We start from the raw sequence: 12,838 nt of genomic DNA on the forward strand, positions 1-12,838 counted from the left end.
GTTCACGCTCTCTAACTCGTGGAGACGACGCGCTTTATGGCTCGCCAATTCATTTATCATATGTCCGGGCTGAACAAGGCCTATGGCGCTAAAAAGGTTATCGAAAACCTTCATCTGTCATTCTATCCAGATGCGAAGATTGGTATTCTCGGCCCGAACGGCGCCGGTAAATCGACAATCCTCAAGATCATGGCCGGGCTCGACAAGGATTATACGGGCGAGGCATGGCTTGCTGAAGGTGCGACCTGTGGTTATCTTGCACAGGAACCGCATCTTGACCCTGAAAAGACAGTTCTTGGCAATGTGATGGAAGGCGTGGCTGAAAAGACAGCTATTCTCGACCGTTACAATGAGCTGATGATGAACTATTCTGATGAAACCGCGGACGAAGGTGCGGCTCTTCAGGACGTTATCGACAGCCAGAACCTCTGGGATCTCGACAGTCAGGTTGAAATGGCGATGGAAGCTCTGCGCTGTCCGCCAGCTGACGCTGATGTCACCAAGCTTTCTGGTGGTGAACGCCGCCGTGTTGCACTTTGCAAACTGCTGCTCTCAAAGCCTGATTTGCTGCTGCTCGACGAGCCAACCAACCATCTTGACGCAGAAACCACTGCATGGCTTGAAAAGCATTTGCGTGAATATGAAGGCGCAGTGCTCCTAATCACGCATGATCGCTACTTCCTTGACAATGTTACCGGCTGGATTCTTGAACTCGATCGTGGTCGCGGCATTCCGTATGAAGGCAATTACTCTGCTTATCTGGAAGCCAAATCCAAGCGCATGATTCAGGAAGGCCGCGAAGACGATTCCCGTCAGAAAGCCCTTGAACGCGAACGCCAGTGGATTGCGGCAAGCCCGAAAGCACGTCAGTCGAAGTCGAAAGCCCGTATCAAGGCCTATGATCAGTTGGTTGAAGCTGCCAATAATCAGCGTCCGGGCGATGCCCAGATTCTGATTCCGGCTGGTGAGCGTCTCGGTCAGGTGGTTATCGAGGCTGAAGGTCTGACCAAATCATTTGGTGATCGCATGTTGATCGAAAACCTGACATTCAAACTGCCTCCGGGCGGTATTGTCGGTGTTATCGGTCCTAACGGTGCCGGTAAGTCGACGCTGTTCAAGATGATCACCGGTCAGGAAAAACCGGATTCAGGTTCTATCCGTATCGGTGATACTGTTCAGCTTGGTTATGTTGATCAGAGCCGCGATCATCTTGATCCAAACAAGAATGTCTGGGAAGAAATTTCCGGCGGTAATGACATTATCAAGCTTGGCAAGTTTGAAATGAATAGCCGCGCTTATTGTGGTGCATTCAATTTCAAGGGTGGCGATCAGCAAGCCAAGGTTGGCAATCTATCCGGTGGTCAGCGCAATCGTGTGCATCTTGCCAAGATGTTGCAGGCTGGCGGCAATGTTCTGCTGCTTGACGAACCGACCAACGATCTTGATACCGAAACGCTGGCAGCGCTTGAAGATGCGCTTGAAAAATATGCTGGCTGCGCTGTTATCATTTCCCACGATCGTATGTTCCTTGATCGCTTGGCGACGCATATTCTGGCGTTTGAAGGCGATAGCCATGTCGAATGGTTTGAAGGTAATTTCCAGGATTATGAAGCCGATAAGGTTCGTCGTCTCGGACCTGAAAGCGTCAATCCGAAGCGGGTTACTTACAAGCCGCTGACGCGCTAAAGAAAATCACAGGGCCGGTGCATTGCACCGGCCCTTTTTATATAAGGGGATGTCGTGAAAGATTGGTCTGCACAGCAATATCTGAAGTTTGAGGATGAGCGCAGCCGTCCGGCTGCGGAACTTTTGTCCCAGATCAAAATCGATAATCCGCGCAAGGTGGTCGATATTGGCTGTGGTCCGGGCAATTCTACGGAGCTTTTGGCGCAGCGCTGGCCCAATGCGAAAATATCGGGTTTCGATACATCGCCGGATATGATTGAGAAAGCCCGGCAACGCTTGCCTAAGCTGGATTTCGCGCTTGGTGATCTCACCAAATTTGTGCCAGATGCTGATACTGATGTGTTGTTTTCCAATGCTGTTTTCCAGTGGGTGCCTGATCATCTGGAACAAATGCAAAGATTGCTGTCAGGACTTCAGACAGGCGGCTGTCTGGCTGTGCAGATGCCGGATAATATTGCTGAACCAACGCATCAATTGATGCGCGAAGTTACCAAAACACATCCGTTCAAGGCGAAGCTTGGCGATAAGGGCAGGGCAGCGCTACCGCCTGTTGCAGATTATTATAATGCTTTGATTGGTCATGCATCGCGGGTCGATATCTGGCATGTGATTTATAATCATCAGCTGAAAGATGTAGATGCTATCATCGAATGGGTAAAATCTACGGGTTTGCGCCCGTTCCTTGATCCGTTGGATGATGATGAAAGGCATGAATATCTGAGCGCTTATAAATCTCGTCTTGAGGAATTTTACCCGATTTTGAATGATGGCCGTGTATTGTTGCGATTCCCACGTATTTTCATCATTGCCAGAAAGTAGGTTGACGTTATCGTGGGGCTTTTCACGAATACTTTACCGGAGCATTAAAATTAGTTTTTTATAAAACCTATAAAATTCAAATTGTTGATATTTCTGTCTGTGGTCTCTTAGCGGATAGTCGTATGCGGTGACAGATTGCGTGTAAGCGATATTGCTCCTATGGCTTTGTGATTGAATCATGCGCTTTCAGATCAAAAACCAAGACCGGACTATCTGCCGACTATTATGAGATCAGCGATTATTGTTTTGCTTTCTTAAGCGGACGGTGATCGCACAGTCGTTTTTTTTACGGCTGCTATCAGGAGTTTCAGAATGAGCAATGCAGAAATGCACAGCGATGCCAATGGCGAGATTGAAGAGAAACACGATGCTCATGACACGCGCCGACGAATTTATTCGATCGTTGCCAGTGCTTCGGGCAATCTTGTCGAATGGTATGATTTCTACGTCTATTCCTTTGGTGCACTTTACTTTGCATCACAGTTTTTTCCGGCTGAGGATCAAACCAGTCAGCTGCTGAATGCAGCGGCCATTTTTGCTGCCGGTTTTCTTATGCGACCAATTGGAGGCTGGCTGTTTGGGCGACTGGCTGACAGGCTAGGCCGTCGCACATCCATGCTGATTTCTGTCAGTATGATGTGCCTTGGTTCTTTTGCAATCGCAATTCTGCCAACCTATGAGACGATTGGTCTTTGGGCGCCGTTGCTGCTTCTGCTCGTCCGTCTGTTGCAAGGGCTTTCTGTTGGTGGCGAATATGGAACGACGGCTACCTATATGAGTGAGGTTGCACTTGCCGGGCGTCGCGGTTTCTTTTCGTCATTCCAGTATGTGACCCTGATTGGCGGTCAGCTTCTGGCTGTTCTGGTGCTGGTTATCCTGCAACTCTTCCTGACCTCGGAACAGTTGCATGAATGGGGCTGGCGTATTCCGTTTGCCATTGGTGGTCTGGCCGCAGTCGTTGCTCTGTTTCTGCGTAGAAACCTGCATGAAACATCAACCGAAGAATCCCGTAACAACAAGGCTGCTGGCAGTTTTGCTACTATCTGGAAGCATCACCGCAAGGCGTTTCTGGTCGTTGTGGGTTTCACGGCTGGCGGTTCGCTGACCTTCTATACATTCACGACTTATATGCAGAAATATCTGGTCAATACGGCAGGTATGAGCAAAGAAACAGCCAGTGCGGTCATGACCGCTGCGCTGTTTGTATTTATGCTTTTGCAGCCGTTATTTGGTCATATATCTGATAAGGTTGGCCGCAAGCCGATGATGATCGCATTTGGCGGTGTGTCGGTTCTGACGACCATTCCATTGCTCACCGTGATTGGTTCGGTTCAAAGCTCGACCATGGCATTTATCTATATTGCTATCGCTATGGCGATTGTCAGTATGTATACGTCGATTGGTGGCATCGTGAAGTCGGAACTGTTTCCGGCTGAGGTTCGCGCTTTGGGGGTCGGGTTTTCTTATGCTATTGCCAATGCGATTTTTGGCGGCACTGCTGAATATGTGGCACTGTGGTTCAAGAAAATTGGTCTGGAAAGTGGTTTCTTCTGGTATGTGAGCATTATGATGGTGATTGTTTTCATCGTCGGATTGATCATGCCCGATCCACGCAAACATGGCTATTTGCAGGGACACAGCACGCATTAATATCTGAATCAGTTAAACGCTGCTTTGGGGGGGCAGCGTTTATATTTCGACTTTTTCGTCGTCATCGGCAGTGACAAGTCGTGTGGCGCGCCATTCGGTCAGTTTTCTATTGATCGCATCCAGCACAAAAAAACGTGCTGAATCCTTATCATAACCATCATCACGCAAGGCGTCATAATCCGTATAGGCATGGCGGACATGCGCAACGGTTGCAAGCCATACAGCAATAGATGGCGGGAGAGATTTCATATGCGGTGCAAGTGCTGCCGCACGGATGGGTTCTGAATCCGAATAGGGAACTGCGGGGAGCAAAAGTGTAAGCGATTTTGCAATTGCCTTTTGTCGTAAAGTGCTTGCGCCCATAATCGTTCTCCTTTCCTGCTTGCAGCAAGATTCGTAAGAAGCATAATCTGCTTGTTCATCTGTTCCAATGCCTATGCGTGAGACATGACGCTTTACTGTGCGGGGGAATGGGAAAGTACTTGCGTTAGATCTGCACTTCACATAAACATATCTTTATATGTTTTGTATTTGTGGAGGTTGAGAATTGCGTTTGCAGCTCGATCAGATGGTGGATGTTTTAAAAGCGGTGGCTGAGCCAAGTCGCTTGCGCATTCTGGCGCTTCTTTCCAGAGGCGATTTGACTGTATCGGATCTCACGACAATTCTTGGCCAGTCGCAGCCGCGCGTGTCGCGTCATCTCAAATTGCTGGGTGAGGCCGATCTCATCGACCGTTATCAGGAAGGTGCATGGGCTTATTTCCGTTTATCGGATAATGCAGTCTGTGGTGAAGTTGTGCGCAATCTTCTGACGAAGCTTGATGGTGTGGACGCTTTGCTTGAACGGGATATGGAACGGCTTTCGCAGGTTAAATCCAGCCGACAGGAAAAGGCAGCAGCTTATTTTAGTGCCAATGCAGGTAGCTGGGATGAAATCCGCAAGCTGCATGTGTCTGAAAATGCCGTTGAATCCGCTCTTAAGACGATTGTGGGCAATAAGCCATTTCAGGCAATGCTTGATGTAGGCACCGGTACCGGTCGTTTGCTGGAAGTATTCTCAAAGCTTTATGTGCGTGGGCTTGGCATTGATATTAATCGTGACATGCTGTCTGTGGCGCGTGCCAATCTTGATCTCGCATCGGTTGACAATGCTCAGGTACGTCAGGGTGATGTTTATGCATTGCCGGTTGAACGTGAGAGTTTTGATCTCGTAACCATTCATCAGGTTCTGCATTTTCTTGATGATCCGCAGGCTGCAATTCGTGAAGCAGCCCGTGCGCTGCGTCCGGGTGGGCGGTTGCTGGTTGTTGATTTTGCACCGCATAAGCTTGAGTTTTTGCGTGAAGAACATGCGCATTTAAGGCTTGGCTTTAGTGACGAGCAGATGCTTGGATGGCTGAAAGAAACAGGACTTGAGCCTGTTACAACGACTGAATTGGGGCCAAAGGCTGCAAATGGCAGCGATGGATTGACGGTCAAGCTGTGGCTTGCGCGTGATCCACGTATGCTGATTGCTGATCCTGCCTCACGCAATGAAAGCATGACGGAGACAGTTTAATGGGCTTTTATGGTCTTTCCCGCCGATCCGATATTGGCCAGACCACCCGGGTCTCGTTCGAATTCTTCCCGCCCAAATCGGAAGAAATGGAACAGCGCCTGTGGGAAACGGTAACGCGGCTGGCACCGCTCAAGCCTGAATTTGTCTCTGTGACTTATGGTGCAGGTGGTTCGACGCGTGAGCGTACGATACGCACGGTTGCACGTATTCTCAAGGAAACAGATGTTGCACCTGCGGCCCATCTGACCTGTGTTGATGCAACATGTGAGGAAGTGGACCGTGTTGCGCAGGAATTTGCAGCACTTGGCGTTAACCGCTTTGTGACGTTGCGTGGCGATCCGGCTGCTGGTATTGGCGAAAAATATGTGCCAACGCCGGGGGGGTATCAAAATGGTGCAGAACTGGTCGGAGGCTTACGCAAGCTGGCCGATTTTGACATTTCGGTTTCTGCTTACCCGGAAAAGCATCCTGAAAGCCCGGATTTTGCTACCGATATCGATATGCTCAAGCGCAAGGTCGATAATGGGGCGACGCGTGCGATCACGCAGTTTTTCTTCGATAATGATCTTTATGAACGTTATGTAGAACGTGTGCGCCGCGCAGGTATTTATATTCCAATCGTTCCGGGTGTTCTGCCCGTGCATAATTTCAAACAGGTTCACAATTTCTGCGCCCGCTCGGGAACGCATATTCCGGCATGGCTGGCAGAGCGGTTTGACGGGTTGGAAAATGATCCACACACGCATCAGCTTGTAGCAGCTGCCATCGCTGCCGAGCAGGTTATGGATCTGATTGAGCGTGGCATACAGGATTTCCATTTCTACACGATGAACAGGGCCGATTTGCCCTATGCTATTTGCCATATGATTGGCATTCGGCCTCAAACAGAAGTGGCGTGAATTAAAAAAGCCCGGTTTGAACCGGGCTTTTCTTTTGTTTAAGACATATCGGTCCATCCTCAAAACCGATGCTGTCTAATGGCTTGGGCTTTCCCCAATCAGGGAATAACGCCCACTATCAACGCTGCAACAAATGCAAATGCTGCACAGATCATGAGGACGTTCAAAGATCGCGTTAGTCCCATTGGTCTGTCTCCTATTATGCGCCCGATAAGATCGAGTGCGCGTTGGTAGAGAACCTGAATCTAAGCGCAAAATGGCTCAAACAAAAGAAGATTTCTTTCTGTAATGTGGTGTGATCGTGAAAAAAACCTTCTGTTTACTACCTAAGTCTTTGAAATATTTAACTGTAAAAATTTGTTCACATTTCATGAAAAGTGCCGCCAAACCATTCATTCTGGCTATGGTTTTCGATGTCTGGTTTTTAAATCTCAACGCATGAATGCCAGAAAAGCAGACAGAGTCACCACTGAAATGATTGTCGAGTAGAGGATGACATTTGATGTAATTGCAGCCTCGCGACGATAATGTTCAGCCAGCATGAAAGGGCCGGTTCCAGCCGGTAATGCAGCGAGAAGCGTTGCACTTTGCGCAAGATGTATCGGTAATTTGAACACGTAAATTGCCAGTAGCCATGTGATAAGCGGCATGATGACAAGCTTGACTGAAACAAGGAAAGCAATGGCATTGACGCTTTCGCGTTCGATTTTTCGAGGCTGCCAGGAAAAGGCCGAGTGCAACAAGAGCACAAGGCGAGGCAGCACCGCCCAGCATTTTCAGAAATGTTTCAGCGGGAGCCGGAATGGTGAGGCCGGTTACAGCCATCAAGCTTCCGAAGAATGGCGCAATGAGCAGCGGATTGCGGATAAGTGATCCTATAACTTTCCATGCCAGATGCAGAGGCTTTTTTTCACTTTGCAGTCCGATTTCGATCAGAATAATGGCAAAGGCAAAAGTTACGCAAACAGTGATTATGATAGTGATCGTTGTTGCGGCAAGAACGCCTGAGCCAAACGCAATCATTGAAAGCGGAATGCCCATATAGCCTGTATTGGGATAGGCGGCGTTAAGACCATCAAGCGCATTGTCGGCAAGCGGTTGCTTGCCTCGAAGTCGAATGATGAAGGGCAGTGTAAAAGCACTGGCACTGCTGAGTAAAAATACGGCGATGAAGCCCGGTTGCCATAACTCGCTGCCATGGGTGTTTGCCATGATGTCGAAAAGCAGGGCAGGCAGGGCGAGATAGACTACAAAGCGATTCAACTCCGCAATTGCATGGGATCCCAATATTTTCAGCTTGAACGCCAGCCAGCCTGAGAAAATCAGGGCGAATACGGGCAAAACAATGACCAGAGTGGAAAGCATGGTGGTGGATCAACTGCCAGAAATTGAAAAAAGCGCGGAGATTGTCCGCGCCTTTCTTTAAAAATTAATCAGAGCTTTTCAAGCAGTTCTGGTGTTGGCCATGAGTCGGCTGGCATTCCAAGGCGCAATTGTTCATTGCGCACTGCGTCACGGGTCAATACGCCGAAAACGCCGTCGATCTTGCCCATTTCATAGCCGCGGGCCTGTAATTTTGTCTGCAATTCTTTCATCTGTTCCTGCGTCAAACCCTGATCGGGATTACCAGGATTGAAAGCAGGCGCACCTGCGAGGCGCGTGGCAAAATAGGCTGCCGTGGTCGCATAAACGATTGACTTGTTCCATTCGACGAAAATATCAAAATTGGGGTAGGAGAGGAACGCGGGTCCCTTGCGGCCCAGCGGCAGAAGCAGCGATGCATCACCATCATCAGGGCCGAGCGGACCATTGAGGCCAGTGACACCATGTTGCGCCCACCACGAATGTGGTTTGCGATTGGTGCGGATGGATTCTTCCCATGGCAGATCCTGAGTGATGCGCACTTCTTCAAGCCATGGTTCGCCACGCTTCCAGCCGAGTTCGGAAATCATCCGGCCTGCTGTCATCATTGCATCAGGAACGCTGTTTTTCAGATCGACCTTGCCATCGCCGTCACCATCGACGCCGCGTTCAAGATAATCCTTTGGCAAAAGCTGCATCATGCCAATTTCACCAGCCCATGCACCCGTTGTGGCTGCATCGACCACGCCGGTGTCAAATAGTTTGAGAAGGGCGATCAGCTGTGGACGGAAAAGTTCCGGGCGGCGGCAATCGTAAGAGAGCGTCACAAGGGCGTTGAGTGTATCGAAATCACCCTGAATGGCGCCATAATCGGTTTCAAGACCCCAGAAAGCTGCCAGCACCGGGCCCGGCACGCCATAGGTTTCTTCGACCTTTTTAAATATATCGGCATATTTGACGAGGTTGTTTTGACCGTTTTTCAGGCGTGCTTCGGAAATCAGACGCTTGGAGAATTCGGTGAATGTCAGGTTGAAGACAGTTTGCTTGCGGTCGCGATCAAGAACTTTCTGCTCAAGCATAGCCTTGTGCAGCTCCGCTATGCCCTTTTCACCCACGCCTGCCTCGCGTGCTTCCTTGGTGAGATTGTTCATCCACTGGCCGTAATCAATCTCGCATTCGGGCTTTTGCAGATTGGCCGTATCGGTTGTCGTAGCCGGGGTGGGAGAAGCGAGAGCCTGGGAAAGAGCAGTTGATGCCAGTAAAGCGGCAGCTATCACTGAAGCGATAAGTTTCATTGAGAGAACTCACAATTAAAGGGGAGTAGCTCCCCAATCTGTTTTTTAAAGTTAGTGCCTCATCACGCAACGGAAATGAAGCAAAACTTAGTGTGAGTTGTCATTTGATGCCGAGTTAACGGACCTTGTTGCTTTCCAGCCACTTTTTCCATGCACTGGCACTGCCCGCAAACACATTGATGTCGGCATCACCTTTGATGCCCGGAATGGTTCCGGTGCCAGTATATTGCCAGAAGGTCCATGGGTGTGGTCCGTATTTTTCCGTTGGATGGCCAGCGGTAGACCGCAGCCAGAACGGATATTCACGCATCTGGTTGAGGTCGTTTTCGTCGAAGAAATCGACTGTTGTGTAGATGATCGGGCGCTTGCCATAATGTTTTTCAACAGCATCAAGGAAAATCTTCATTTCCTTGCGTACCACGACAGCATTTGGCCTGAGCTTGCAGCTTGGTGAGTGCGCATTCCATTCCATATCGAGAACGGGTGGCAAGGCACCGGGATCGCGCGGAACATTCCTTATATACCAGCGTGCCTGTTCGATTGCCGGACGGCAGAAATAATAGAAGTGATAGGCGCTGCGCGGAATGCCAGCTTTTTTTGCGCCATTCCAGTGCTCGGTGAAACGCTCATCAAAACGATCGCCGCCTTCGGTTGCCTTGATAAAGACAAAGGAAATACCGCTGCGGCGCACCGTGTTCCAGTCAACATCAACCTGATATTTGGAAACATCCGTACCATGGATCGGATAATGCCATGGTGTGCGGCCTGTCCATTCAAAGGGTTTGCGATCACCAAACCGCGGCGCCTTTACGGAACCCGTCGGACGCGCCATCTGCTGCACCGAATTGCCGGGTTTTTTAACATCGGCAAAATCGTAATCGACTGTGGTGCAGCCGGCCATAAGTAACATGCCAAGGGCTAGAATGCTGCGGTTGGCTATAGGGTTCATAAAGTGGTCCCGGTGTCGCGAATCAATCCTGACAAGAGTTACGCGATCCGGGGGCTGACGTCATCAGTTGGTGGCAAGCTTTTGTGATAAACAGATTAGGGGCAGAACCCTACATAGCACTGTTTGTAACTGGCCGGCTACGGATGGTCACTATCCATGTAAAACCACGATACAGCACCTTGTGTGTGGAGCTTGCATTCTGCTCTTGCGCCATGTGGCCGGTTACACTCAAAAGATCGTTACGTGGTGTTACGTGGAACCATTTGAGCCATGTGAAGAGCGCTTTTTTAAACCAGCGCGGCAGTTTTTGCTGATCACCAAAATCGACGATATGAAGTTCGCCGCCGGGTTTGAGGTGGCGAATGCTTTCAGCAATGACGGGTTGCCATTGCGGGATCATCGAAATGGCATAGGAAATGAAGATGCGATCAAAGCTGTTCTGGCCAAACAGAGACCCGGGATCGAAATGTGTCGCATCAGCCTGTTCAAGCCTGATGCGTTGCGCAACTCCTGCGCGTTGAGCCGCATCATGGGCCGTTTCCAGCATTTGAGCTGAAATATCGATGCCAAAAAGCTTTGCATCCGGATAGGCCTGCGCGGTTTTGACAAGGTTACGACCTGTACCGCAACCGATTTCGAGAACATGACCATCGGCTGGTATATTGAGACCGGCTATCATCGTATCGCGACCGAGCAAGTAATATTTACGGGTGGCATCGTAGAAATGCCGTTGCCGCTTATAGACCCGGTCCATCAGGCTCGCATGGTCCATGCCGCGAAGCTGTTTGTGATCGGTGCGCATTCAGGCCTCTTTCAAGACATAAAGATGGAAGCCGCCATAGATGGAAGAGCGGTCGCGATCATGCAGTGCGCGTGATTCATTTTCGCGGTAATCCCAATGGGCAAGGGTGGAAGGGTCAACACGACCAGGCAGAAGGCTTGGTTCTGCTGCCGTACGGAAAATAACGCGGGCGCCCGGAGCTGCCGTGCGGGTGATTTCGGTCCACAGAGCATTGAGCTGGTCATCATTCATCCAGTCCTGTGCATCGAGCAGGATGTAACGATCTACCGATGAAGCAGGCTTTTGAGCAAGAAACTCTGTGTAATTTGCATTATATACGCTCATGCGATCAACACGGGTGCGGACTGTGTCGAAGTTGGCGCGTGAAAGATAGGGTGGCAACGGACCGGTTTCGTCATCCTGATTATAACTGCGACCAAAAGCCTGCCACGCAAAATAGTTTTCGCTCAGTGGAAAAGCACAGGCGAGTTTTTCAAGCCGCGCACGAAGCACGAAAGCCATGTCGCCATTACCCGCTGTTGCCAGTGCATCATATTGTTGCGGCGGGATGCCAAGGCCAAACAGTGATGATTTACGCGCTGTCGCCCATCGCACCATGCGTTTTTCAAACAGGGGGGCAAGTGCCGTGTCGAAGAATGTGCGCTGTTCTTCCATCGTGCGTGCTTTAAGAATATCACGCGGATCAATGCCATATAAACGCGCAACACGGTGCCCCATGCCGATGAATACACCCAGCAAACCATGGCGATAAAGGTCACGGGAGAAAATCGAGAGGCGCTGGCGGCCACTCAATTTACGCTTTTCCCAATAAGCGCGGCTTTCATGATCGAGATGTGGGCGGATAAAGCGATGATAGGCGTTGAGATTGGCCTTATCATCGGCCTTGCCATAAAAGCGATAGAAGGTGGCATAGTCTGGCAGGTGTTTGAGAGCTGCAAGCTTCAGGCGATTGAAGGCTACGTGGGCACGGTTGAGATCGACAGCCTCGACGCGGGCCGGATCCGCAGTCAGGTAGGAAAGTGCATTACAGCCACCTGATGCAATGGTCACAATATGATGACCGGGCTGTATGGCCAGTGCCGCCATATCGACCTCAGGGTCTTCCCATATTTGCGGATAGACCAGACCTTTGAACAGCCAGGCAAAAAGACGCTCTGAAAAGCCTTGCGGCGAAAATACATGATTTTGTGTGACTGCGCGTTGCAGGATCGTATTGTTGGCGTCTTGCCCTGTCATGCCCTGTTCCCGTGTTATTGAACGCACCAGATATTGTTTTCACAAGTTAAGCACTTGCTGGTGACAAGGGCGTGACGGCGGTTGGGGCGGATATTTTTCTCAAAGAAGCAAAAAGAATGACAAATGATGCATATGTTGGAAACAAAGATGAGGTTGCTGCGTTTTCTGTGTTCAAACGTCGCTCCTCTTCAGCTATTGCTTTTATCATGAGACGCAATTTTTTGTTTTTGATTTCCGCAGCCGTCCTGATTGCCCTTGCTGCTTGTGGCAAAGGAGAGGACGAGCAGACCGCTGTTCCGGCAGAGCCTGCACAAACGAAACCTGCTCAAGCCGCATCTGATGATGCACAGGCGGGGCCGGATTTGATCAAGGCTTTGCATGATAATGCTGGTGTTTTGTCGCCGGAACAACAGGCTGAGGCTATTGAGCGTGCACGCCGCAATGCAGAAGCTGCTGCGAAAGCTGTCGGACAAAATGAACAACAGGCGCAGGCCGCGGGCGAAGCTGCAGCAAGCGCTGCACAGCGGTCTTTTATGGAGCGCCAGCCACGGTAACTATTATGTTTATTGCTAAGTTATGGCT

Annotated in this window: 11 protein-coding genes and 1 pseudogene; 6 read left to right on the plus strand and 6 right to left on the minus strand. The window is 50.1% G+C overall.

The window, feature by feature from the left end:
- The first annotated feature begins 36 nt into the window (after positions 1 to 36).
- The 3 genes from ettA (at position 37) to FHY56_RS03700 (ending at position 4,155) form a co-directional block, all read left to right on the plus strand.
- Entirely contained in the window at positions 37 to 1,686 is a 1,650-nt protein-coding gene (ettA, locus tag FHY56_RS03690) for an energy-dependent translational throttle protein EttA (protein WP_140903821.1), read from the plus strand.
- Positions 1,687 to 1,740: 54 nt separating this feature from the next.
- Positions 1,741 to 2,505: a trans-aconitate 2-methyltransferase gene (gene tam / locus FHY56_RS03695; RefSeq protein WP_140903822.1), complete on the plus strand. Its 765-nt coding sequence runs from the start codon at positions 1,741 to 1,743 to the stop codon at positions 2,503 to 2,505.
- A 312-nt stretch (positions 2,506 to 2,817) separates the two neighbouring features.
- Positions 2,818 to 4,155: an MFS family transporter gene (locus FHY56_RS03700; RefSeq protein ID WP_140903823.1), complete on the plus strand. Its 1,338-nt coding sequence runs from the start codon at positions 2,818 to 2,820 to the stop codon at positions 4,153 to 4,155.
- 39 nt (positions 4,156 to 4,194) lie between these two features.
- Here the strand turns inward: FHY56_RS03700 and FHY56_RS03705 are convergent, their stop codons facing one another.
- Positions 4,195 to 4,518 (minus strand): DUF2293 domain-containing protein, encoded by a 324-nt coding sequence (locus tag FHY56_RS03705; protein ID WP_140903824.1) that lies wholly within the window; start codon positions 4,516 to 4,518, stop codon positions 4,195 to 4,197.
- Between the two features lie 205 nt (positions 4,519 to 4,723).
- On the opposite strand from FHY56_RS03705, the gene FHY56_RS03710 reads away from it, so the two are divergent.
- Entirely contained in the window at positions 4,724 to 5,713 is a 990-nt protein-coding gene (locus tag FHY56_RS03710; protein ID WP_140903999.1) for an ArsR/SmtB family transcription factor, read from the plus strand.
- Positions 5,713 to 6,612 carry a methylenetetrahydrofolate reductase [NAD(P)H] gene (gene metF, locus FHY56_RS03715; RefSeq protein WP_140903825.1) on the plus strand — a complete coding sequence of 300 codons (900 nt, stop codon included), beginning with the start codon at positions 5,713 to 5,715 and terminating at the stop codon, positions 6,610 to 6,612. Before FHY56_RS03710 ends, metF begins: the two co-directional genes overlap by 1 nt.
- A gap of 431 nt (positions 6,613 to 7,043) precedes the next feature.
- Here metF and FHY56_RS03720 read toward each other — a convergent pair.
- From FHY56_RS03720 to FHY56_RS03740, 5 genes and pseudogenes are all read right to left on the minus strand, one after another.
- Positions 7,044 to 7,977: pseudogene (locus tag FHY56_RS03720) on the minus strand (AEC family transporter).
- Positions 7,978 to 8,045: 68 nt separating this feature from the next.
- Positions 8,046 to 9,269, minus strand: a complete 1,224-nt coding sequence (locus FHY56_RS03725) for a lytic murein transglycosylase (RefSeq protein WP_140903826.1) — start codon at positions 9,267 to 9,269, stop codon at positions 8,046 to 8,048.
- Positions 9,270 to 9,384: 115 nt separating this feature from the next.
- Complete coding sequence (locus FHY56_RS03730) at positions 9,385 to 10,218, minus strand: glycoside hydrolase family 25 protein (protein WP_140903827.1); 834 nt, start codon at positions 10,216 to 10,218, stop codon at positions 9,385 to 9,387.
- A 109-nt stretch (positions 10,219 to 10,327) separates the two neighbouring features.
- Positions 10,328 to 11,020, minus strand: coding sequence for a class I SAM-dependent methyltransferase (locus FHY56_RS03735; protein WP_140903828.1), 693 nt, complete (start codon positions 11,018 to 11,020; stop codon positions 10,328 to 10,330).
- Positions 11,021 to 12,256 carry a BtaA family protein gene (locus FHY56_RS03740; protein ID WP_140903829.1) on the minus strand — a complete coding sequence of 412 codons (1,236 nt, stop codon included), beginning with the start codon at positions 12,254 to 12,256 and terminating at the stop codon, positions 11,021 to 11,023.
- 116 nt (positions 12,257 to 12,372) lie between these two features.
- On the opposite strand from FHY56_RS03740, the gene FHY56_RS03745 reads away from it, so the two are divergent.
- Positions 12,373 to 12,810, plus strand: a complete 438-nt coding sequence (locus FHY56_RS03745) for a hypothetical protein (protein ID WP_376890215.1) — start codon at positions 12,373 to 12,375, stop codon at positions 12,808 to 12,810.
- Positions 12,811 to 12,838 lie beyond the last annotated feature (28 nt).

The organism is Brucella gallinifaecis (assembly GCF_006476605.1).
Taxonomy (GTDB): domain Bacteria; phylum Pseudomonadota; class Alphaproteobacteria; order Rhizobiales; family Rhizobiaceae; genus Brucella; species Brucella gallinifaecis.

Bases quoted from the DNA above. Each gene is read 5' to 3' on its own strand.
- FHY56_RS03725 (WP_140903826.1), bottom strand. From the start codon at position 9,269: ATGAAACTTATCGCTTCAGTGATAGCTGCCGCTTTACTGGCATCAACT.
- FHY56_RS03735 (WP_140903828.1), bottom strand. From the start codon at position 11,020: ATGCGCACCGATCACAAACAGCTTCGCGGCATGGACCATGCGAGCCTG.
- FHY56_RS03705 (WP_140903824.1), bottom strand. From the start codon at position 4,518: ATGGGCGCAAGCACTTTACGACAAAAGGCAATTGCAAAATCGCTTACA.
- FHY56_RS03745 (WP_376890215.1), top strand. From the start codon at position 12,373: ATGACAAATGATGCATATGTTGGAAACAAAGATGAGGTTGCTGCGTTT.
- metF (WP_140903825.1), top strand. From the start codon at position 5,713: ATGGGCTTTTATGGTCTTTCCCGCCGATCCGATATTGGCCAGACCACC.
- FHY56_RS03700 (WP_140903823.1), top strand. From the start codon at position 2,818: ATGAGCAATGCAGAAATGCACAGCGATGCCAATGGCGAGATTGAAGAG.
- ettA (WP_140903821.1), top strand. From the start codon at position 37: ATGGCTCGCCAATTCATTTATCATATGTCCGGGCTGAACAAGGCCTAT.
- FHY56_RS03740 (WP_140903829.1), bottom strand. From the start codon at position 12,256: ATGACAGGGCAAGACGCCAACAATACGATCCTGCAACGCGCAGTCACA.
- FHY56_RS03730 (WP_140903827.1), bottom strand. From the start codon at position 10,218: ATGAACCCTATAGCCAACCGCAGCATTCTAGCCCTTGGCATGTTACTT.
- FHY56_RS03710 (WP_140903999.1), top strand. From the start codon at position 4,724: ATGGTGGATGTTTTAAAAGCGGTGGCTGAGCCAAGTCGCTTGCGCATT.